General features: G+C 60.2%; 14 protein-coding genes. 13 read left to right on the forward strand and 1 reads right to left on the reverse strand.

Translation table 11 applies throughout. The features are described from left to right. The first annotated feature begins 11 nt into the window (after positions 1–11). The 13 genes from TMS3_RS19535 to radC all read left to right on the forward strand — a co-directional run bounded on the left by TMS3_RS19535 (position 12) and on the right by radC (position 21277). Positions 12–1322: an HlyD family secretion protein gene (locus TMS3_RS19535; protein WP_025166983.1), complete on the forward strand. Its 1311-nt coding sequence runs from the start codon at positions 12–14 to the stop codon at positions 1320–1322. Further along, the gene (locus TMS3_RS19540) at positions 1319–1654 is read left to right on the forward strand and encodes a hypothetical protein (protein WP_025166984.1); all 336 of its coding nucleotides are present in this window, start codon (positions 1319–1321) and stop codon (positions 1652–1654) included. The genes TMS3_RS19535 and TMS3_RS19540 overlap by 4 nt, the downstream gene beginning before the upstream one ends. Next, positions 1641–1877, forward strand: coding sequence for a hypothetical protein (locus TMS3_RS19545; RefSeq protein ID WP_025166985.1), 237 nt, complete (start codon positions 1641–1643; stop codon positions 1875–1877). The genes TMS3_RS19540 and TMS3_RS19545 overlap by 14 nt, the downstream gene beginning before the upstream one ends. Continuing rightward, positions 1874–4639, forward strand: a complete 2766-nt coding sequence (locus tag TMS3_RS19550) for an FtsK/SpoIIIE domain-containing protein (protein ID WP_025166986.1) — start codon at positions 1874–1876, stop codon at positions 4637–4639. The genes TMS3_RS19545 and TMS3_RS19550 overlap by 4 nt, the downstream gene beginning before the upstream one ends. Beyond that, positions 4636–6420 (forward strand): Card1-like endonuclease domain-containing protein, encoded by a 1785-nt coding sequence (locus tag TMS3_RS19555; protein WP_025166987.1) that lies wholly within the window; start codon positions 4636–4638, stop codon positions 6418–6420. The genes TMS3_RS19550 and TMS3_RS19555 overlap by 4 nt, the downstream gene beginning before the upstream one ends. Further along, positions 6417–6884, forward strand: a complete 468-nt coding sequence (locus TMS3_RS19560) for a hypothetical protein (protein WP_025166988.1) — start codon at positions 6417–6419, stop codon at positions 6882–6884. Before TMS3_RS19555 ends, TMS3_RS19560 begins: the two co-directional genes overlap by 4 nt. Further along, positions 6860–7591, forward strand: coding sequence for a PP2C family serine/threonine-protein phosphatase (locus TMS3_RS19565; protein ID WP_235576669.1), 732 nt, complete (start codon positions 6860–6862; stop codon positions 7589–7591). The genes TMS3_RS19560 and TMS3_RS19565 overlap by 25 nt, the downstream gene beginning before the upstream one ends. Further along, positions 7584–8918, forward strand: a complete 1335-nt coding sequence (locus TMS3_RS19570; RefSeq protein WP_025166990.1) for a protein kinase domain-containing protein — start codon at positions 7584–7586, stop codon at positions 8916–8918. Before TMS3_RS19565 ends, TMS3_RS19570 begins: the two co-directional genes overlap by 8 nt. Then, positions 8915–12364: a DEAD/DEAH box helicase gene (locus TMS3_RS19575; protein WP_025166991.1), complete on the forward strand. Its 3450-nt coding sequence runs from the start codon at positions 8915–8917 to the stop codon at positions 12362–12364. Before TMS3_RS19570 ends, TMS3_RS19575 begins: the two co-directional genes overlap by 4 nt. After that, positions 12358–14298, forward strand: coding sequence for a helix-turn-helix domain-containing protein (locus TMS3_RS19580; RefSeq protein WP_029866498.1), 1941 nt, complete (start codon positions 12358–12360; stop codon positions 14296–14298). The genes TMS3_RS19575 and TMS3_RS19580 overlap by 7 nt, the downstream gene beginning before the upstream one ends. A 3-nt stretch (positions 14299–14301) precedes the next feature. Further along, a complete protein-coding gene (locus TMS3_RS19585; protein WP_025166993.1) occupies positions 14302–16863 on the forward strand; it encodes a chromosome partitioning protein ParA in 2562 nt (853 codons plus the stop codon). Continuing rightward, a complete protein-coding gene (locus TMS3_RS19590) occupies positions 16856–20191 on the forward strand; it encodes a DNA-binding protein (protein ID WP_025166994.1) in 3336 nt (1111 codons plus the stop codon). The genes TMS3_RS19585 and TMS3_RS19590 overlap by 8 nt, the downstream gene beginning before the upstream one ends. Positions 20192–20770: 579 nt before the next feature. Further along, positions 20771–21277, forward strand: coding sequence for a RadC family protein (gene radC / locus TMS3_RS19595; RefSeq protein ID WP_025166995.1), 507 nt, complete (start codon positions 20771–20773; stop codon positions 21275–21277). Positions 21278–21329: 52 nt separating this feature from the next. On the opposite strand, the gene TMS3_RS19600 is transcribed toward radC, so the two are convergent. Further along, positions 21330–22139: an NYN domain-containing protein gene (locus TMS3_RS19600; RefSeq protein ID WP_025166996.1), complete on the reverse strand. Its 810-nt coding sequence runs from the start codon at positions 22137–22139 to the stop codon at positions 21330–21332. Between the last annotated feature and the right edge of the window lie 310 nt (positions 22140–22449).

Raw genomic sequence — 22449 nt, forward strand, 5'->3', positions numbered from 1 at the left:
TCGCAAGGGCAATGGCACTCGTATCCATAGGTCAGGTGGAAAATCTCGAAGATCTCGTGCGCGACCTGCAGGCCGTTCATGAGGCCCTGGAGGCATCCTGCCGTGCACAGGTTGCCCTGGCTGAGCACAAGTACGAAGACGCTCAAAACGCCTCACAGCATAGCGAGGGCTTGCTGGATGAAGCCATGCAGCAGGAACTGGACGCCGGCCAGGCGTCCGAGATCGCCCAGCAGGCCTTGGACACCGCATACGCCAGTCTCGACGCCGCCGAGAGTTCGCTGTCCAGTTGTATCGCCCAACCGCTCGACGTAGACGGGTCGAGTCCTGATTGCTCCTGGGAACACGACTGCGCTGACCAGGCCAGGGCGGAGGTAGACCAGGCCTGCAACGCGCTGGAGCAGGCACGGGCCGACCTCGAACGGACCATGAAGGACCGAATGGCCATGGAACGTCGTCTGGAAATGACCAGGCTGGCGGTCTCGATGGCTGCGCAAGCACTGGCGCAAGCGCAGCATGAGTGCAATGCACGGCTTCTCGGCGTCGGCCAAGCCATCGATCTCGGTGTTGCACGCCTTTCTGCGGCCCAACAAGCGCTGGAAGCCTACCTCGCAACCCATCCCGTAGCTGCGGACTTCCGTTCCTGGCTGAAGTGGGACCCGGTGAAACAGGGTGGCGTCGTCACACCGGATGTACTGCGGGACCGAATGAATCTGTCCGCGGAGCATCGGCAGATGCTCCAGGAATATCTGTACGAACGAAATCCCGAGTATCGGGCGAAGGTCGACAGGTTCCGCGAGCAATGGGTTGCCGCGAAAGGCGATGTCGAGCGCAACAGGGTCGTGCGCAAGGTCCGCATCGAACTGTGCGGCGAATTCGGTGAGCAACTGGCTCGCCACGCCCTGGTGCCACTGGGTGGTCGCATCGAAACACAAGGGCGGACGCTCGTTGGCGACAACGGCCGGTACACCAAGACCGACCTGCTGATAACCGACCTGCGCGTTCCGGTCGTACTGGGGCGTGGTCCGGGCATGGGGGCACCGGTGGGCGGTTCGCTGGCGCTGGAGGTGAAGTGCGGCAAGGCCCAGTACCTCTACGCGCAGAAGGACCACATGGTGTTCCAGTCCGAAGGACACAAGCAAGCGGATGCGCAATGCACGCTCTGCTCGCGAGACATCAAGGACCTTTCTCCGGAGAAAGAGAAAGAACTGCGCGATGCCTTGCGCGAGGCGGGCTCGCCTCTGATAGGCATGCTGCCGAGCAAGAACGAGATAGACCTGTCCTGTCTTGATTTCATCCGCCAGAGCCAGGAGGAACAGCCATGAAAGTGCGATTCGCCGTAGTGGAGCCTGCCATCCTTGAACAGGTCCGGGCAGGAGTGGAGCAGTTGCAGCGCGCGGTCGATACCGGCGACATGGATGACTTGGACGAGGCCACGGCGCACTTGCTGGATCTGACCGCAGGCTGCCGCTCGATCGACCTGTCCGAGGAGCGGTGGCATAGATTCCTGAGCGAAATCAGACGCGAGGATCCGGACTTCGAATCCCGTTACCTGCTGCCGGGCAAGCGTTGTGCTTCGCTGCTTCCAGGCATCTCCACCGATGCGCATGTGCTAGAAATCCCCATGGACGATGAGTCGGGGGATGTCGATGTTTGACGATGTCATGGGACTGATGGCGGCCTGCGCAAACAGGTTCAACGCTGGGGTGCGGGATGGATTCGGCACATCCATCGCCAACGAAGTGCTCTCCCCGATCCAGGAGAACATCACCCGTCTGCGCAGTTTCAGCGAAGACTACCAGCGTCAGGTCACCGTCATCGACGGCATCCTCGAGGAAGCGCAAGACGTCGGAACTTCACGTGGGGAGCTTGATGTATGAAGGGATCTTGCGAGCATCCGGGCCAGATCGTCTCCAGGGCCATGCAAGCCATCGCCGACTATCAGGAAGGCCAGGCCCGCATCGACCGTGAGTTCGATGCCGTCGCGACCAGAAGGGAGCAAACCCTTCAGGGGCTGCGCAAAGACATGCAAACGCCCCTGGCTGCCTCGACGGAAGAGGCCTTGCGACGGCTGGCAGATGAAGAAAGACAGACGAACGCCAGCCGCGCCCAGCGGACAAGGGCCTGGCGATCGGCGTTCGTGCAGCAATGGGAAGGTATCGCCACGGACGCGATGCGCTCGGGTGAGCGGCTTCGCCGCGAACAGTTGGCGTTGACGGATCTGGTCCCTACGACACCATGGGCGGTCACGGAAATGCCTGCGCGCCTAATTCTCGGCTCCCGGCAACTGGGCTTCGAGGATCTCTGCTGTTCGACGCCAAACGCCATCCCCTTTCCACTCTCCAGCGCCCTGGCGTTTTCCCGAGGCCACACGAGCCACACGCAGTGGGTATTCGGCCTGCTGCTGCGCTTGCTCTCTGCCCTGCCCCCAGCGCAGTTGGAGTTGACGATCATCGATCCGCTGCGACTGGGACAATCGGTCGAGCCGTTCCTGCCCCTGCTTAAGGTCGAGCAACTGGTACCGGCACAGCGGGTGCTGACGCGCGCGGACGAAATCGAGTCTGCGCTCGGCCGGCTGACGGACGACATCGAAGAACTGCTCCAGCATCGCTTCAATGACGAGTCCGCGAACTGGTCGGCGTACAATGCGAAGAACCCTGACAGCCGTCTTGCATACAAGGTGCTGGTGCTGTTCGATGCGCCGGAGCAACTGTCCGAGAAAAGCCTGTGGTTCCTCCAGCGATTGTGCGAGAACGGCCCGCGCTGTGGCGTCCTGCCGATCATCGCGATCGACGAGCACCGCTTGCAGGACCAGCGCTACGAGAAATTCCGCGCCACAGCAGCACAGGCGGCCGCAGCGTTCGATGACCTGTTCGCGACCCCATCCGTTGCGCGCAACGGCCTTTCATCGAGATGCAAGTCCGAGCAATGGCCCAGGCAGGAACAACTTGGCCCCTACCTTTCAGCGCTCGCCGAAGAGTACGCCCGGCAGGCGCGCTTCAGCCGGTCGTTGAGGGACCTCTGGTCCAGTTTCTCCAAGGGTGCCACGACCTGCGCAGGCTTCAACATCCCGATAGGCTGGACGGCCGCCGGCGCGCCCACTTCCTTCGTCCTCGGTGCCACAACGTCCGAACACCATGCACTGCTCGCCGGCAAGACCGGATCAGGCAAGTCGAACCTGCTGCACGTCCTGATCCACTCCCTGTGCCAGCGCTATTCACCGGCGGAAGTCGACCTTTACCTGCTGGATTACAAGGAATCGACAGAATTCAACATCTATGCCGACCCGCCCCTTCCCCATGCACGGCTGGTCGCCACGGAAAGCGATCCTGAATACGGCGTCACGGTCCTCCGCCACCTGGTGGGTCAACTGCAGAGGCGCGGACACGCGTTCAAGGAAAACAAGGTCTCCGACTTCGCCAAATTCCGCGCCAGCACAGGTGACCAGCTACCCAGGATCCTCCTGGTCATCGACGAGTTCCAGGTACTCTTCGCCGGCACACGCGCGGTAGCGGAGGCGGCAGAACAACTCCTGTCGCAACTATTGAAGCAGGGGCGCTCATTCGGCATTCATGTACTGCTCGCGACGCAGACCCTCAAGGGCATCAACGCCATGTCCCTGGGCAGCATCATCACCCAGTTGGGCTGCCGCATCGCCCTGGCCTGCGGCCAGGAAGACTCGGCGATGATCCTCGGCGCGAACAACTGGGCTGCGGCGGAACTGCAGAGCCCGCCCGAGGGCATCATCAATAATGCCAACGGGGCCAGGTCCGGCAACGTCAAGTTCCTGATACCCCTGGCAGACAGCGACACTTGCCGCGAACACATCAGCACGCTGGCGCAGAACGCCGCGCGCCAGGGCATGGCGGACAAGACCCGGATCTTCGATGGCACCCGCCTGCCTGAGCCGCCTTGCGCCACTACCTACCAGAACGTCTGTTCAGGGGACGGTGCCCTGCTCCTCGGGCAACAACTGACGTTCGACGCCGACATGCTCACGGTTCCGCTCATCCAGCGCCCGGCCTTCAATGTCCTGTTCAGTGGCTACAACGATGCCATCCACGATGGCTTGCTCAACGCAACGCTGTCCAGCCTGGTGGCATCCAGCCGTTTCGACGAGATCATCTACTTCAACGCCCGCGGCGTCACCGCGAAAGGCGACTTCACCTCAGGGACGCGCGAGCCCGGCGGTCCCGTGCAAGTGTTCGACGACATCGCGGCACTCCCGTTGCAAGCGATAGCCGATTCCATCGGTAGTCACCGCGTCGCCTTGATCATCGACGGTCTCGATTCGGAGAAACTGTTGCACCCGCCGACCGCGTTCAGGCCCCCCAAGCCAGGCGAGCCACCCTCCCCCGGCGATCTGCTAAAGCGCATTGCCGAGGATGGCCCGCGCCATGGGGTGTTCGTATTCGCCTTCGTCGAGCGCTGGCAGCGCTGCGCATCGACCTGCAAGGACCTTCTTTCGTGCTTCGAACTGCGCCTGGGATATTGCATGAGTGAAGACGACGCCGGCTCGCTGGTCTCCACCGGCATTGGTAAGTTCAAGGGTCTCGAAAAGCCCAACCGGGCCGTTCTGGTGAACCGAATGACCAGTGAAACTATCTGGTTCCGCCCCTACGTCGCCAAGAGTTCCCTATGAAGAAGTTTCTACTCACCTGGTATGGCATAACGGACTTTCGCGCATCGCTGGGATTCGAAAGCACGGAAGGTCCGATCGCCGCAGCGCTGGCGGCAGAGGACTATAGCGAAATCGTCATTCTTGGCTACACACGAAACGACCTCCAGGATCACGTGTCGACACCCACCTGCGCGGATCTGGCGACACAGTTGGCGGCGATTCATGCTGCCAATCAGCAACAGGATCGCGGCGTGACCAACGATTTCGTCTCCATTTTCGCCAATACGCCTGCCGCCCATGCTCACTTCACCCTCTGGCTGGAGGCGCAGTTGCCAAGGTTCGGCAGGCAGGCGCGCATCTCGCTGAAGAGCGAGACGCTCCGCGAACTGAACGACTCCGAAGGCATCTACGCCTGTGCCATGCGCGCCCTGGATTTCGTCGCCAAGACCGCCGGCGAGAAACTCGTGACGCTGTACCTGAGCCCTGGCACGCCGGTCATGGCGTTCATGTGGGCACTGGCAGCCCTCGCCCATCCTCACCTGAAGAAACGCCTCATCGTCTCGCCCGTTGTCGGCAAACCGCCAGAAGCTATTGTCCTGCCTGCCGAATGGCTGGAGCGCCACGGCACCAGTCAAGCGGCGATCGCCAATGTCCACGAAGGGTTCGCCGTGACCTATCACCTGTTCGGTGAGCAACGCATGCCATCGCTGCTGGGCATCCGCCAGTTCGCCTCCGACCGACATGTGTTCGTGAACTCCCAGGACTTCCCGGCGACCTGCATGGGCGCGTTCATCCAAGAAGCAGAGTTCGACGAACTCCCGGTCGACCCGTGGGACGCCAAGGACGTACAGGAAAGAATCATCGCCCACGCCAGGACCTTGCCGCCTGGCGCGCGTATCGGAGTGAACCTTACCGGCGGCACCAAGCTGATGTTCGCAGGCGCGCTCTCCGCAGCCCGCGCACTGGGTGCCGTACCCTTCTACTTCGACAGCCGCAACCAGCGCGTGACCTATGTCGATAGTCTGCGTCGGGAGACCATCCGGCCCATCGACTCGATCGAAACCTTCCTGCTGCTCAATGGTGATGGACTGAAAGTGTCGAACGTCGGGCTCCAGGACGAACTATCGGCGGACCGGCACCGCCTGACCAAGACACTGTGGAAATACCGGAGCAAGATCGCTGACGCCTACCCCGCCTTGTGCAGATACAACAACGAACACGATAGAAGCCTGCTGAGAGGTGAGCCACTGACACCGTTTCGCATCGAATGCCACGGGTTCGTATTCGCCTTCACTCCGGAAGCCGAGGCATCGGTTGTCGGCAACGGCCTGAACCTGCACTTCAAGCACTGGGCGGGCTTCACAAAATACATGTCCGGTGGCTGGTTCGAAGAGTTCGTCTATCTGCAATGCAAACCCTACGAGGAGCGCGGCGTCATCCGGGACCTGCGAATCAACCTCACCCTGCAACTCAACCAGGACGGCTCATTCCATCGCGATGTGCAACACAACGAGCTCGACGTCACCTTCACCGACGGGCATTCGCTCTACATCGTCGAATGCAAGGCGGGCAAGGTCACGCAGGAGCAAGTGATGAAACTGCAGAACCTCGTCCGCTTCTATGGTGGCGTCGAAGGTCGCGGCATCGTCGCATGCTGCTTCCCCCCAAGGTCGGACTCGGTGCGCAAGAAAATCAGCGACGCGAAGCTGGCACTGTGTTGCGGTGGCTCCTTGCTGGAACAACTCGATAGCTTGATGAGCGGGATCGCCGCACGCGCCAGGCTGGCCAGGGAGCAGGCATGACTCTCTTTCTGGTGTGCGACACCTCCGGCAGCATGAGCGAGGGAGCCAAGCCATTCATTACGAGGACGGTGGTCACGACCATCGCCCAGTGGATGCATCTGGCGGGTAGAAAGGAACAAATCAGGTTGTGCGCCTGGGGGACCGAAGCGGTCTTCAACGACTGGACCGTGACCGAAGACTACCCGGAACACATGCTAGTGTGCCGCGGTACCTCCAGCGCGATCGCCCTGACCCGTCTGCTGGGTGATTCACCGGACGGAAAAATACTGCTGCTGACCGACGGTTTCTGGTCCAGCACCGAGGCCCGGCACCTGAAACAGTGGCGGGCGCGGCTTCCCGACGACTGGGTACGCATTATCAAGATCGGTGCGGACGCCAATCCGCAGCTCAAGGGTCTGGACGTTTTCCTTGCCGAAGACCTGTTCGCAGCGCTCGACGAATGGCTGGCAGCGCCCTCGGCATGACATTGTGGAAGAGCTTCGGTGCCAGCGTTCCAGGCCCCGCGCACTTGGCTGCCGGCCTCCCCAACCAAGACGCGTGGGCAGCCTTCCACCGCGACCGGGGAGACGGCATCGTGGTTTCCGACGGCCTCGGCTCGAAGCCGTTTTCCAGTTTCGGCAGCAAGGCGGCCTGCCAGGCTGTAGCACAGGCTTGCCGCTCCCGCACCGAAGCCGACCCGGCGTCCCTGCTGCAACGCATCACGTCGAACTGGCTGTCTCTCGTCGCACCACTCGAACCCCGTGATTGCGCCGCCACGTGCCTGTTCGCCTTCCGGGCGGGAAACGGCGTGATCCACTTGGGAATGCTGGGCGATGGCCTGATCGCCGCAATCAGGTCGGATGGTTCGGTGATGTCCCTGGCGGACGACAAGTCGCAAGGCTTTTCCAACATCACGGCAGCACTTTCCCAGCGAGTGTCCGAGCGGGACTGGCAGGTCGCCTCGCTGCCGGAGCGGGATTGCCTGGCCATCCTGCTCTGCTCCGACGGCGTGGCCGACGACCTGGAGGACATTCCCGGCTTCGTGACCGGCGTGATCGATGCGCACCGTTCGCTGGCCGCGGTCACCGCTAACCGGCGTCTTCAAGCGATGCTCGAAAAATGGCCCACCCCAAAGCACAGCGACGACAAGACCGTCGCCTGTCTCTGTCGCGAGGAGAGTACCGATGGATAAGACTGAAGGGACACCGCCGCTGTGCGACGAATACGGTAATCACCATACGCTTGCCGATGAACTCGCCAGGGGTGGTCAAGGCGTCGTGTTCCGCACCAAGGACGCGGACCTGGCCATCAAGCAACCGCTCACCCCCCAGGGTGAGCCGGACACAAGCAGCGACCTGCGTCAGCGCTTCCAGAACATCCGCCTGCTGCCCCTGCCGCCGCGCATTCCACTGTCGTTGCCGCTGGCCATCCTGCGGGATCACCCGGGGTACGTGATGCGCCTGCTTAACGACATGACGCCCTTCAGTGTCTTCGATCTCGACGGCAAGACGAAAAAGGACCTCGAAGAGCAGCAGTTCAACCTTCCTGAATGGCTGACAAAGGTCCCTGACAGAGACCTGGCGTTGCGTCTCGTCCATTACGCTCGAACGGGCTCGACCCGCCGCCGCCTGTTCGCGCTGTCGGAGTGCGCTGCCATACTCGCCCGCCTGCACTGCTCGGGAATGGTCTACGGCGATATCTCCAGCAACAACGCCTTCATCGGTGCGCAATCGAACGATGTCTGGCTCATCGATGCCGACAACCTGCGGTTCGAAATGGCTCGGGGAGGTGTCTCAGTCTACACCCCAGCCTACGGCGCGCCGGAAGTGGTGCGCGGCACCGATGCCTCGCGCCCATGCTCGGATTGCTGGGCGTTCGCGGTCATGGCCTTCAAGACCCTTGCACTCTGCCATCCGTTCATCGGCAAGGCAGTGCTCGAACCCGAGGAAGATGACAGCGGCTGGGACTCCGTGCCAGAGGCCGATGGCCAGACTGCCGATCTGGATGAACAGGCGTACGCGGGTTATCTGCCCTTTATCGATGACGCGGAGGACGATTCTAACGCCGGAGTTGGAGGACTCCCGCGTGAGTTGGTCGTAACGCACGGACTTCGCCAACTCTTCCAGGAAACCTTCGGGGCCGGAAGACTACAGCCGCATCGCCGTCCGGCCATGGCGTTGTGGGCACTGGAGCTGAAAAAGGCATTCGACCGCTCGCTGCACTGCGATGCCTGCACGATGAGCTACCTGTTCGACGAACACACCGACTGCCCTTATTGCCAAGCACCCCGTTCACCGTTCGCCTGCGCCCGGACATCGCGGGGCGAGATCGTGATTCCTGCCAGCACCCGGAATTTCGCCCTGCCGCACCGACTTTTCTATCCTTTCTCGTTCGAGCATAACGAGACGCAGGCGTACGAAGTCGACCTCGACTTCAACTCCAGGACGGCGCGCCCTGTACGAGGCACCCCTGCTTTCCCCGATAGCTTGACCTTTACCTTCGAGGCGAGCGTGCAATGAAATTCCAGGACATACCGGCCGATATCCTTACCCTCCGCGTTCGACCGGCTGACCATGGTTCGGCAGACTGGCGCGACCAAGCCGTCTACTCGATCGAGAACGATCCCTCGCGCCCCAATGAGTTCGACCTGCGTTTAAAGGCCGCAATGGTCGCGGTGCAGACCGTCACACCGATCGATAACAGGCGGCTGAACGCCGAACTCGCCATTGGTCGGGCGTTGCTCGCGCAACTGGCCAATCGTGCTGCCGACGGCAGCATGGAACTGCAGATAGTCTTTTTCTCCGGCCCGTGCCTGGAGATGGGTGAACTGGAAATCGGCGTGGACGACTATGTCGAACAGGCAATGGCAAGCCTCGAGCGTAGAAGGAACGGCCCCAAAGGTGACCAACTCTACAAGCTTCTGGAGCGCCATTTCTGCTTTCGACAAGGCGACTATGACTTCTTTTTCCTGACCGCAGGTCCGGCCATCGACGAAATGCTCAAGCCCCCCCCCGTCCAGGAAGAGGAAGCAGCAGGCGGTGACGACACCGACCTGGCGTCGGACCCGGAGTTGCAAGCCGGCCTGGAAGCAACGCCCGGCGACGTACAGCCCGCTCGAAGCGAGCAACCAACCCGCAGCAACTCGTTCTGCATCAGCGGGGATGGTTTGCGCTTCGTTGCGACAGAAACGCCGTTACCCCAGGGCAAGTCGATTTTCCTCACCACGCGCTTGACCAAGGCTCGCAAGCACCCAGACCGAGCGCTACGCCTGGCCAAAGGAAAGCTTCACTTCGCTGACTGGAGCCGGACAGGACATATCCGGCTCCTTGCCAAAGCCCAGATGACAGCCTTGACGCAGGACCACGTCAGTTACTTGAGGAAATGGGACGAGTTCGGCGACCTGGAAGGCGAACTGCTTCTGGAGAAGGCTCGCCAGGTGGGGGTCTTGCACGTTGCCGGTGCCGTCGAGAACAGAGACGGAACCGTGACCGTACGCGTGATCCAGGCCTCCGAGGCGGCACTCAAAGCCCTGGATAAAGGCCAGGTCAGCGAACTCCGATCGGTTGAGGAACTCCCGGACTATCTGCTCGACCCTGCCCTGCTCTTTAAGGACTTCGCCAGCGGCATCGAGCGCTCTGCGGAAAATCCCCCCTCTTCACCCCAGGATGAACCACAAGCCAACCCCAAGCATTACGAGGTGGTCGAGTTCGACAAGGCATCGAACACGCTCAAGCTGAAGACTGAACGGTTTCCAGAAAAGTCGGGCATGCTCATCCTTTCACTCGCAGGCGAAGTTGCCCAGATCAAACGCCGCCTTGTGGCGCGCCGGTTGATTCTAGAAGGCCGGGCAGCCAATCCCCAACTCGGACCGCTGATCGAGGAAAAAGGCGTCATTACCCAGACTCGTAGGCCTTCACCTGTGGAGCCGCTGACGGCGTTCGTCCTGAACAAGGTCTTCAAGAGCACGCCCACGCCAAAACAGCTAGATGCCATCAGATGTGCCTTGGAAACGCCGGACATTGCCCTTATCCAGGGACCTCCCGGAACCGGCAAGACCACGGTCATCGCTGCCATTCTCGAGCGCTTGAACGAAATGGCGGACAAGCGTGGCACCACCATAAAGGGCCAGGTGCTGCTGACAGGGTTCCAGCACGACGCGGTCGAAAATATGATCGAGCGTCTGTCGCTCAACAGCCTCCCAGTTCCGAAATTCGGTAAGCGCGCCAACGCAACCACGGATGACGCCAGCCTCTTCGAGGAACGCCTCGATGGGTGGTGTGGAAAACTCTCCTCCCAATTGCGTGAACGAAACCCGCAGATCGCCGAAATCGAGCAGGAAACGGAGATGAGGCACCTGTACCTGCAATACCTTCAGACGCCGACACGGGTGCTCGGTGCCCGCCTTGCCTCCCGGATCGCCGCGCTCGGCATTGCGGTCCTCGGCGAGGAGCGGGTACGCCAGGCCGAGAATCTGCAGAAGAAATTGTGCCTGGAAGAAAAGCTCAATGACGCCAACCCCCAGTGGCTCGACGTCGTCCGTCGTCTTCGCTGCCGGCCTGAAAGCTTTGCCGACGACGGTCCCGAACGCGCCGCCGACGCGCTGGCCGATCTCTCCGATGTGCTGGACAGCGAGGACCTTGCGTTGCTCGACGATGCCAGCCTGTGGCGCAATGAAAATGGCCTTCCCCCGTTCCTGCAGCGGTTGGCGACGCTGAAGAGGACGCTGCTCGCCCGCTTCAGCGCCCCCCCGGTATTCCGCATCGAAAAAGCCAACGACGAGATCGTCGCCCTGGCAGGCCTCGCGATCGAACAGATCAAGCTCAAAGGATACTCGGGCCGCGACAGGAAATCCGCCGCGCTGGCCGAGTTTCTCGCCCAACTCGATAACAATCCTCGCGCCATGCTGGAGGCTGTATCCGACTACAGCTTCGCTTTCGCCGCGACGTGCCAGCAAAGCGTCAACCGAAGCATGCAGTACCAGAAGGGCATTCGGGGGGGCGACACCAACCTGAACCAGCAGCAATTGGAGTACGAGTATGTGATCGTCGACGAAGCCGCACGCGTCTCGCCACGTGACCTGATGGTGCCGATGGCACAGGGCAAGCGCATCATCCTGGTCGGCGACCATCGCCAACTACCGCATATCATTGATGACGAGGTTGCGCGTCGGATGGAAGACGGTGAAAACAGCGCGTCGGAAACCGAATGGCTGGAAAAGTCGATGTTCCACTATCTGTTCTCGGAGCGACTGAAGACCCTCGAAGAGGGCGACAAGATCACTCGCCGGGTCACGCTGGACAAGCAGTACCGCATGCATGAACTGCTGGGTGAATTCATTAGCCGCAACTTCTACGAGCGCTTCGACCCCTCCGAGAAGTTCGGCTCCGGAAGGCCTGCAGAAGATTTTGTCCACGCCCTCCCCGACACCGGCGGCAAACCCGCCGCGTGGCTGGCAGTACCCGTGGAGAAAGGCAAGCACCGACGCAGCGGAACCAGTTGGATTCGCCCGATCGAGGCCACTTTGATCGTCCGCCAGCTACTCGCATGGATGAATTGCGAGGCTGGCAAAGACCTCACATTCGGGGTGATTTCCTTCTACAAGGCGCAGGCCGAATACATCCGGCAGCAACTGGGCACACTCGGTGAAAATGACAAGCGACTGCGTATCGGCACGGTGGACTCGTTCCAGGGCATGGAGTTCGACGTGGTCTTCCTGTCGACGGTGAGAACCGTGCCGCAGCATTGGAAACCCGCTACCTATGACCGCGAGGAACAGGCGCAATCACTGTTCGGCCACCTTTGCCTCTACAACCGATTGAATGTCTCGATGAGCCGCCAGAAGAAACTGCTCGTGGTGGTAGGCGACCCGAGCCTGCTGGAGGGCGATCTTGCAGCCGAGTTCATTCCCGGGCTAGTCGACTTCCATAAGCTCTGCTGCGAACAAGGAGTCGTGCTGGAATGTTGAAACTTCTGGATTACGGCAAACCTGATCCCTTCGGGGCAACCGTCGGCCGACGCCGCAATCTGTCCTGGCCCGTCGACGCCTACCGGATCACCCTGCCTAAGCCCGACCAAGACGGCCTGAGTCTCAACCCGTTCGAGCAGGTCATCCTCAGCCTGCTCGCCCTGGGAAATATGACATCACAGGCATTGGCCGAGGAAACGTGCATTCCACGCGACCTAGTCGAAAGCATCCTGTTACGCCTCCGGGACAGAGGGTTGATCGACGACTTCAACAACGTCCTCGAATCGTCTGACAGCAACGCGGCAAGCGAGACCGACACTCCGGCGTTCGTGACCGCGCTGCTGTTTCGCGAACTCGTCAGCGGGCAGGTCCTGCCCTTCATGCAGTTGTTGGAACAGCAGCCGTTGCGTAAACAGGAGCAGAAGCAGGCTGCCTACAAGATCCGCGCTCTCGCTGCTGGGCAAATGCCACCCACCCAGCGGGATGTGATCAAGGTGATGCGAGCGATGCAAAGAAGGGCCGCTGAGTTTGGGAAAGCGGAGCGAACGCCTACTCTCCACAAGATCATGATCATCGACCGGCCAGAACGATATTACCTAGACTGCCCTATCGCCATTCAGAAAAGCGACGGCGAATTCCGTATCGCAGACCCCTTCGGCAACGGGTTTTCACTGGTGCTCGAACGGGCATTCGAACAATTGCTCGAACAAGATGAATACGCGGCGCAGTGGCTAGGTAAGTGGAAAGCCTCACTGAGCCAGCCGCGCTCGCCATCACAGGATTCCCGTAATAAAGAACCGTTCGACACGCCTGCCAACCAGCAGCGATACCCCAAGCTCATCAGCAACTTGCGGCTGCCCCCGAACGCAGCATTCCGCTCGATCGCCCAACTCTACGCCGCCGTGGAGTGGTCATTGTTCTACGCCTGCGCCAATCGTCCCTTCGAAGTTGAGATCGAGCGCTTGAGATTCACCCCGCAGGCGGAGCGTGCACAACTGCTCGACCGGGCGGCCAGTGAGGTCGGACTGCTACCACCAGGGGCCGGTTTCAGGCCTGTTCGGGAGGGCAAGCTGCGGGATTTCCAGGAGGGGAAGGCAGAGCTGGAAACGCTGCTCGCCCTGAGCATCCTTCGCGCACAGAACGATGGTTCTCATCCCTTGCGACGCCTGGCCGCGCACGATCCCGCACTGATCAGTCACCTGCTCGAAATCAAGAAGGCGCGCGACGAAAAGGGGCATGGAAAAGGCAGTGCCGACGCCCCGGAATCGGAGTTGCTGGCCGAACTGCTGGCGCGCGAGATCATCGAGATCATGCTGCCAGAAGTGACCTTCACCCGCGAACCTACCGCCAGTAGCAACACTGACGCCTACGCGGACGTGTTGCTGGATGCCCGCGCGAGCATCCAGGACGAGTTCGGCTTCGGCGCATTCAACCGCCTCGGGACGAACGTAAAAGAACGGCTCGTCCATGCCGAACGGGTCTTTCTCTCCTGGCGGGAGGGAGACGATGCCCTGGCATTCGTCCGCGACCTCTATGCGGCAGTGCAGTCCGTCCTCGAGCTGTCGCTGAACCGTTGGCTGCCACCGAACATGGCAGACGAAGAGCTGATCGAGGCAGCGCAAGACAGAGCTACGGAGTTCGGCCTGTGCCATCTGCTGCCGAAGAGCCTGCACACAGTGAGGGCTTCGGTTGTACGCATGACGCTGCAGGGCAGCGGCCAGTCGCTCGGAGCCTGCATGATCGCCCTACTACTGATGGCTGACGAGCAGACGCTCAAGTCGATTGCGGCGACCCGTCCGACTTTTGTAGACGATGTAGGCACGCTCATCGCCAGACGCGGGCACGGTAATGAACCACTGCCACTGGCATGTACGGAAGTCGCGGAGTTGCGCAAGGCATCGTACAAAATCATCAAAGCACTGATCGAGGTATAGGAAATGGAGCACTCCGACAATAGGGAAGACGTCGCGAAGCAGGATACTGCCGCGCAGTTTCTGCGCGACACCGACATCGCGCTCCGCGAAGCAGCCATTGCCAAGAGCGAGCTCACCCTGGAGGAAGAAAAGCAGCAACTGGCCTCCCTGCGCGAGGCCCTCACCATAAAAGCCGCCGACTTCAACCAGCGGGTAGAACAGTTCAAGGTCGCCGAGCAGCAACGTGCAGCGAGTCATGACGAAGAGCGCGTCGCCTTGAATGCGGAATTGCGCCAGAAGCGTGCCGAGGGCGAGCGCCGAATTTCGGAAATCCGGGAGCAGCAGTTGTCGGCTTTAGAAGAGGAGCTTGCCAGTTTGCGGGCCAGGCGCCTTTCGGAAGTATCCGCAGCCGGTGACGCCGAACGCGAGCGCATCCGCAACGAACTCAATAGACAGCGTGAGGCATGGACCCAGCAACAGTACGAGGCCCGCGCGCGACTGGATGCAGAAGTTTCCGAACTGGCAAAGCAGAAGGGTGCGTTGACCGCCCTGCAGGGCGAATTGCAAGAACGAGCGATGGAGTTGGAAACCGCCGAGCGCAACCTGGAACGCAAGGAACAGCGACTCAATGAGCAAGCGAGAAGACGTAGCGAACAATTCGCCGACGAACTCGAGAGCAATCTGGAGGAAGCACGCCAGTCACTGGAAATACAGAAGCAGTCCTGCATTGAGGACAACCGACGCCTGCGTGAAACCCTTAAAACTCAGGCCGAGCTGCTGGGCGTCTTCGAGCAGTTGAAGCGCCAACTCGGGGATGAGGACCCGTCCGAGATCCTGCGAGACCTTAATAGTCAGACCGATGAACTCAAGCGCCTGCGCGAAGAGCTTGCCACCCGGCCCACCGAGGACATGCGACAGAGAATCCTCGAACTCGAATCCGAAACAAGGTCCCACAAGGCCCGGGCGGATGATCTTGCCCGACAGATCGCGAGCAATGAAAGCGCTGTTGCGGAGATTGGCCAGCTACGCCGGAAGAACTCCGAACTCACTGCAGACAACCAGTCTTTGACGCAGAAGGCCGCGATCTTCGAAGGTGCCGCAAACGAGGCACAATTCGAACTCAACCGTTTGCGTGCCGCCTATGAACGCCCTGCCGAGGTCGAGGCGCGGCACAAGGAAATCGAACGGCCGCATTCCACCGTGGATCGGGCCAGTCTGCCGGTGAGGGCCGAGATCGACGAGTTGACCTGGCTCAAGGGGATCGGCAATGCCTGCAGCCGCTACGGCCTGAGTTTCAACCCACGGATTCTCTATGCCTTCCACACTGCACTCAAGACCGCCGAGTGGTCGCCCCTGACCGTGCTCTCGGGCGTCTCCGGCACCGGTAAGTCCGAACTGCCGCGCCTCTATGCCCATTTCGGCGGCATTTTCTTCGAGCCGCTGTCGGTCCAGCCGAACTGGGACTCTCAGGAGTCCATGCTTGGCTTCTTCAACTCGATCGACAACAAGTTCGACGCCCAACCGTTACTAAACTTCCTCGCGCAGAGCCAGAAGCCTTGGAGCGAGGACTACCCCGGCTTGTCCGACGCCATGTGCATGGTCCTGCTCGACGAGATGAACCTTGCCCATCCTGAACTGTACTTTGCAGAGTTCCTGAGCAAGCTCGAACTGCGCCGTGGCAAGACGGGGAAGGACGTGCCCTGTCTGCCGGTGAAGGTCGGCGCTGGCATGCCAGCCTACAAGCTGCCGCTGGGCCGGAATGTGCTGTGGACAGGAACGATGAACCAGGATGAAACCACCAAGTCACTTTCCGACAAGGTTCTGGACCGCTCCATCATCGTCAATTTCCCGCGGCCGACCGAATTGAAACGCCGCTTGAAATTGTTGCCGCTCGATGACCGTAATCGCGGCCCGGCGCTGCACAAAACCTCCTGGCAAAGCTGGCTCGCAGAAGGAAGCAACTTCTCGGAAGACGAAATCAGGCCATACATGGCCTTCATCGAGGCGTTGAATGGAGCACTCTCCGTTTCTGGTCGGGCACTTGGCCATCGGATATGGCAATCCATCGAGTACTACATGGCCAACTACCCTGAGGTCCGGTCGGCTAAGAGTGACAAGTCCCCGTCCCGGCTTGCCGACGCCATGCATACCGCCTTCGAAGACCAACTAGTGCAGAAAGTCATGCCCAAGTTGCGTGGCATCGACACCCGCGGCAAAAGCAAGACGGACTGCCTCGACAAGATACGCCACCAGTTGGGCACGGGCATCGCTGGCCGTCCTTTCAACCTCACCGAGGACTTCGATATCGCCTGCGAACTGGGTTACGGCCAGTTCATCTGGCAATCGGCGAACTATCTCAACGCGCCAGGTTCGCCAACAGCGCCAACAGCGCCAACACAGACTGACCACCCGCCCCTCCCAGCCTCGAACACCCTGGAAGAACCGCCTTCCCTGTTCAACATAGGCCTGACGGATCCGGAAGAGCGCCTCAAGGTCTGGAACCTGAAGTCTCTGGAGAAACGAAACGAATTGCGCAAGGCGTTGGAGGAAAACGCCAGGAAAGGGAGAATCGACGGCCATGACTAGTGAACGCCTGCCGAGCCTTGACTCCGCACGCAGTAGCGTGGCGCAAGATAACACCGCCAGCTGCGAGGTTCTCGAGCAGTCGGACTGGTTCTGTCATGTCGTCGACTTCGATCCCAGGAGCGGGCAGGCGCTGCCGCAATCACTGTCGGTGTTTCTGGCCAGGATCGCCGGATACTCACCGCCCGAGGCAGGATCCCCGTGCCGCGACCGCCTCTGGCGCATCACCGAACATTGCCGCCCGGCGGTGGATCGACTTGCCCGCGGCCTCAACGAAGCACCTCGTAGGGAGCAAGCTTTACTGCCCGTCCATGCCGTGCGCGAACTCGATGTCACCAGTTTCATCAAGCTGAGCAATCGCCCCGGACGCAACCTGCGGGAAAAGCTCGCAGGCAACCCCTATTTGCAAGGTGTTCGGCGGTTCCAGTCCGTCGACCTGCCGGAGAACCGCCTGTTCAAGGCCTGCATGGTACGTCTCGCGCAACTCCTGGAACTGTGCGGCGAGCGCCATGAACGGCAGGATGAGCTGCTGTTGACAATCCTGTCCTGGCTGCACTCCGGCGAAGCGCAGGACATCGGGCGCTGGGAGAACCTACCGCCCAACAACACGCTTTTGTCACATCGCGATTACCGACGGGTATGGGATGCATGGCGTTGGCTGCAGACACTGGAGGATGACACTGCTCGCGACCTGTCCGAGGTACACGCGCGTCGCCAGACCCGGCATCGCTGGGTCACCTTCAGCCGGATATGGAGCGAGGGCCGTCACTGTCTGGCGGACATGCCGGTTTTTTTCGACCTCGATACCTTCGGGGTCCGCCCCTGGTTCAACAGCGTCGCGATACAATCGGTACCGGAAAAGATCAAGCGCGACACCAGGATCGAAATCTATACACCAGTGTGCGTCGATCTTGCGACCTCACTCCCACGCTATGCTGCGGGCAAAACGGCCAGGTACCTACCTGGTTCTTTTGCATGGCAACAATGGCAAGGCGAGGATACCGAGCTTGCACTCGACCTGTTTACCTCCGACGCGATCTATCGACACCCACAGGTGACGACCCTGTTCTCGGCAGATCTGTTCTTCTCCCGAGCCGCGTCCGAGCACCTTGAGCGCGCTGCACGCGCCTTTACCTGCAGGCTGCACGAGTTGTTCAGGAACGACACGCTAATCTGGCTCGTGCCCGATGCCCTCAATGATTTCGAAATCGACGTCACTCGACGTAATCTCAACGCTCGCTTCCGGGACGCGGTGCCCCTGCCCCGCAGTATTGCTGCCGCGGTTCAACGCGTGGACTACTCGAAAGTGAACGCTGGCTTTCCGATAGTCGTGATCGACAACGTCGGCGGCACGACCTGCGTCACGAGACTGGTCGCCAGGTTCGATCCGACGCTCAAGGACAAGCTCCCAGAAACGAGAGGTTTCTACTGGGAGCGGCATCCTCCGGTGATCCTTTCGGACACCCTTGCGCAGGATTTGGAACCCGGTTGCGCCATCGCCTCTATAGACGACCAGGATCAATGGCACCCACCGGCCAGCCAGGCAAGGCCAGCAGCCCTCGATACTTCGATACTGAAACAGGATCCACGCATAGGCGGCTTCGCCTTCTCCATCACCGTGACGGACAGCCCGGTATCGGGAGGCCTTCATTTCCATGCGCTGCAACAGCGTGCAGGAGAGATCCCCCTGTGGCGCGACCAGATACCTGAACTGTCGATCAAGGCATACAAGGAAGGACGTCAGCAGCGCTTCCAGCTTGTAGCCCGCGGCACGACGGTCACTCCGATCCGTGGCAGACCGGTCAGGATCGAGGTAAAGGAAGACTTCACCCTCCGGGCGAAGAGGCCGTTCTACCAGTTCCCGCTCTTCCTTGGCGACAACAGCGAAGACCTTGGCTACTCGGCCCGCCTGGATTCGTCCGCGTTTCCATTGGAGGAAAATGTCGACTGCGCGCTCCACCTGACCTTCGAATACGGGGCCGACGATCCCTATCAACTGACGTTCATCCCGCGCAATGGCACCTTCGCGCACTTGCGTGCTACCTGGCAGCGAACCAGGGTCACCGACGCCCCGGCTCCGGAGTATCCCGCTCCGATGGCCTGGGCCGATCTGCGCCATGTGCCAAAAACTGGCAGCAGTGAAACCAATGACCTGCTCAACTGGATAACCCGCGCGATCGCGCGACTGGACCAAGAAATCTACATCCGCCCCAAAGCCAGGACGAAGGGCGTGATCAGCATGGAATGGCGCCCTGACAAGAACGGGGGCTATTTCACTTTCGCCACCACCAACACCACTCAAGAACGAGTGTTTGTTCATCAAAAAAATTTCCTCAACGGATATGAGTACACGGACTTCAGCGTCGGCGACAACATTTCATTCGTACGCGACGAACAGGATGGTAAGTACTCTGGCCGAAGAGTCGCTGGCGAGCATCACGAGGAAATGGAACAATTGGAGCGGCTCGACGAAACGACCAGCAGAAACCTCATTACCCAGATCCGCAAAACACTGTATTACCCCGTCATCCAGACATGGCGCGATGGTCGCTCCATCGACGATGTGGACTGCCCCAGCGTGTTTGCCGAAGCAGCTCGCACCCATATTGACTATCTTGTCTCGCTGCTGGAGGAGGACTACCTTCCAGCATCGGTGAAAAACGCGATTCTCGTGTTGATGTGTTGCATGCACAAAGACGCCCCAAGTGCCTTCATCCAGCGCCTAGCCGGGGAACTCGAGAAGGGCAGCATTCGCAACCCACAAGCAATTGGCTTCGCGCTGGGACGCCTGGATGAACCCTGGCAGCGATCCCTTTTCTCAGGCCTCATGCGAGACATAACGGAAAGCGTTCTGCGCACTTTTGCTTGCGCGATCTGGCGAGACCGGCACTTCGTTGAACAGTTCGATTCTGCTCAAATGACAATGGTGTTGACGTCCCTCAACCTGGCGTTGGGCCAAGTCAATCCATGCCCTGGGAAGAAAAGTGCCAATGACGACAGGGCTGCTGTCAACTGGATGCGCGCAACCACCGAGTTGCTTGAACTCCTGCTTGGTGTGCTTCGCACGCGTGAAGCAGCGGATGTGCAACTGAGGATGCTGCTCCAGCCTCATCAACAGATAACCAAGACTTTGGCCCGCAGCGTCGAACGGGTCAGCGAACTCGTTGCAAAATCGACTGCCATTTTGTCTTGCAGGGTACAGATCAATATCGAAAAGCCCGACGGTGACCATACACCGGACCTGCTTTTTGCCCTACGCCTGTATCTGACCGGTGACGATGGCGCGAACGCAATCCACATCAGTCGAATTTCTGATAGTCAGGACGAGTGATCTGCGGATGCTTTAGCTCAGTGCATGTCGGTTTCCAAGTGATCTTCGATAGATTGGGCCCGAATCCACCCTCGTGCAACGGTAGTGAACACGAACAACTGAGGGGTGGGTTGCGATTGCGCGCGCCCAAATTGTCGGCTCAGTTGGCTAGCAGGCAGGCAGAAAATAACAATTCCCTTCCACGGGGCACTTGAGCCATCTCTCGCACAGCAACAACTCTATGCGGGTTTGCTTGCGCTTACCGACGACCGAGTACGTCTAAGCAATAGCGTCCCGGCGTATCCGCCGTCGGGCTCGTGGGCTGCGCTCCGCGCTTCGTACCGAATCGCGGCCATCCGGCTTTGATCCCTGACGCCTTCGGCCCTTGAGGGTCTGCGCGCTCCGCTTGCTGTCGGTGCCCATTAGAGAGGTGGAATGGCGGTCTTGCTGTTTCCCTTCACCCTATCACGGCGTTCTCGCCGTCAAGGGCTGCGCGCGCAGGGCGCGCTTGCGGCGGGCCGGCTGTCGCCCCCTGACTGCTGCGCTGCGCCGTGCTGGCCGGGAATCGGGCAATTTCGCCCGAGTAACCGGAGCACGATCATGTCGCAGCTATCTTTTTCTTTTGACTCTTCCCTGCTGATTCGCGACGAGCAAGGTCGCTACCTGCCGGCCACTGGCGATCAGATCCTGGCGGCTGCTCGCAAGGTCATCGATCTGAAGGTCCAACGCGGTGCGGCCTTCACTTCGCCAGAACTGGTCAAGGAGTACCTGGTCGCCAAGCTGGCAGGTTTCGAACACGAGGTTTTCGCGGCGCTGTTTCTGGATGCCAAGCATCACCTGATCCAGTACGTGGAGATGTTCCGCGGCACCATCGACAGTGCATCGGTCTACCCTCGCGAGGTGGTCAAGGAAGCACTGCGCCTGAATGCGGCTGCAGTGATCTTCTCGCACAACCATCCAAGCGGACATCCTGAACCTAGCCAGGCGGACAAAACCCTGACGCAACGTCTCAAGGAGGCGTTGGCACTCGTCGAAGTGCGCTCGCTGGATCACATCATCGTGGCAGGTCAGCACACAGTGTCATTTGCCGAGCGTGGGTTGCTCTGATCACCGGGGGCTTCGGCCCCCTTTTCTGTGTCAATAAGGTTGCGATGGTAGATCAAGCCTCGGCTGCTGCCTCAGGTAAATCCTCCTCTACCGCCAAGCCTACAGACCAATGACCTCCGCTCTCCTGGCTAAGATGCAGCAGATCGTATGTCTTGATCATGTCGAGCAGGCCTGAATGTCCATAGGTGCTAGGAGAAAATGCGGGATCGGTGCGCTTCAGGTACTGGCCCAGAGCACTCAAACTCACCTTGCCTTCGCTGGTTCCACCGGCCAGCAAAGAAACGGCATCGACAACAAATCTCGGACGGCGCTTAACGATTGGCCCTGTTAGCTCGGCCTTCACAGTCTCTGGTTTCACGCCGATATCAGATTTGCCAGCAGGCCTTGCAATCTGTTCGGTCGCAGGCTCGAGTGAGTGGTCCGCTCGGTTCCACTCAAAGAACTGATCGCTGGCATTGCGCAGTGCATCAGGAGTTTTAGCTTCCCCCACGATACAAACCGTGGCACCGCGTTCACGAAGCTTGCGACAAAGGTATGCAAAGTCGGAGTCGCTGGTGACCAGGCAGAAAGTATCTGCTCGCTGATCGAATAATGCCTCTAAAGCATCGAGCGCCAAGGCGATATCGGAGGTGTTCTTTCCGGCTGCATATTGGTACTGAAGGCATGGCGTGAACGCTAGGCGAACCAGTGCCTCCTGCCACTTGTTCGCCAGCGTCCCGTGGTTGCCATATCCCCTACGCAATACTACACGCCCAAACTGAGCCACAACGCGCAGGGCATGCTCCAGCACTTCAGGGAAGACATTGTCGCAATCAACCAGAACCGCTACGCGTGTTTCACCTGCGGGTGTATATACGCTCATTCCTGCTCCTTGCGAGTTGCCCTGTTCACCTTGCACGGCTTATCGTTATTCTTCAACGGCTTAGAGATGCTTGAATTGTAACTCCTAGCCACTCGATAGCCTCACAATGCGCGAGGTTGACTGAACGCGTCAACGCATCGTGGCCCTCTAGCGACTGGTGTAACACGACCAGAAAAGCTCCTGTGTCATCGTCCAGCATCTTTAGCGCTGGCACCATCCAGGCGCAGGCGATCGGTGCTACGCCCAATACCGGGTTAATTCAGTCTACGATGACCATCAATTCCTGGCTGCGCGGGCTTGGTGGCGAAGC

It is taken from the genome of Pseudomonas taeanensis MS-3, from assembly GCF_000498575.2.
In the GTDB taxonomy this organism is placed as follows: Bacteria; Pseudomonadota; Gammaproteobacteria; order Pseudomonadales; family Pseudomonadaceae; genus Aquipseudomonas; species Aquipseudomonas taeanensis.

Coding starts and splice junctions, on each gene's coding strand:
- TMS3_RS19535 (WP_025166983.1), top strand. CDS start 12: ATGGCACTCGTATCCATAGGTCAGGTGGAAAATCTCGAAGATCTCGTG.
- TMS3_RS19540 (WP_025166984.1), top strand. CDS start 1,319: ATGAAAGTGCGATTCGCCGTAGTGGAGCCTGCCATCCTTGAACAGGTC.
- TMS3_RS19545 (WP_025166985.1), top strand. CDS start 1,641: ATGTCGATGTTTGACGATGTCATGGGACTGATGGCGGCCTGCGCAAAC.
- TMS3_RS19550 (WP_025166986.1), top strand. CDS start 1,874: ATGAAGGGATCTTGCGAGCATCCGGGCCAGATCGTCTCCAGGGCCATG.
- TMS3_RS19555 (WP_025166987.1), top strand. CDS start 4,636: ATGAAGAAGTTTCTACTCACCTGGTATGGCATAACGGACTTTCGCGCA.
- TMS3_RS19560 (WP_025166988.1), top strand. CDS start 6,417: ATGACTCTCTTTCTGGTGTGCGACACCTCCGGCAGCATGAGCGAGGGA.
- TMS3_RS19565 (WP_235576669.1), top strand. CDS start 6,860: ATGGCTGGCAGCGCCCTCGGCATGACATTGTGGAAGAGCTTCGGTGCC.
- TMS3_RS19570 (WP_025166990.1), top strand. CDS start 7,584: ATGGATAAGACTGAAGGGACACCGCCGCTGTGCGACGAATACGGTAAT.
- TMS3_RS19575 (WP_025166991.1), top strand. CDS start 8,915: ATGAAATTCCAGGACATACCGGCCGATATCCTTACCCTCCGCGTTCGA.
- TMS3_RS19580 (WP_029866498.1), top strand. CDS start 12,358: ATGTTGAAACTTCTGGATTACGGCAAACCTGATCCCTTCGGGGCAACC.
- TMS3_RS19585 (WP_025166993.1), top strand. CDS start 14,302: ATGGAGCACTCCGACAATAGGGAAGACGTCGCGAAGCAGGATACTGCC.
- TMS3_RS19590 (WP_025166994.1), top strand. CDS start 16,856: ATGACTAGTGAACGCCTGCCGAGCCTTGACTCCGCACGCAGTAGCGTG.
- radC (WP_025166995.1), top strand. CDS start 20,771: ATGTCGCAGCTATCTTTTTCTTTTGACTCTTCCCTGCTGATTCGCGAC.
- TMS3_RS19600 (WP_025166996.1), bottom strand. CDS start 22,139: ATGAGCGTATATACACCCGCAGGTGAAACACGCGTAGCGGTTCTGGTT.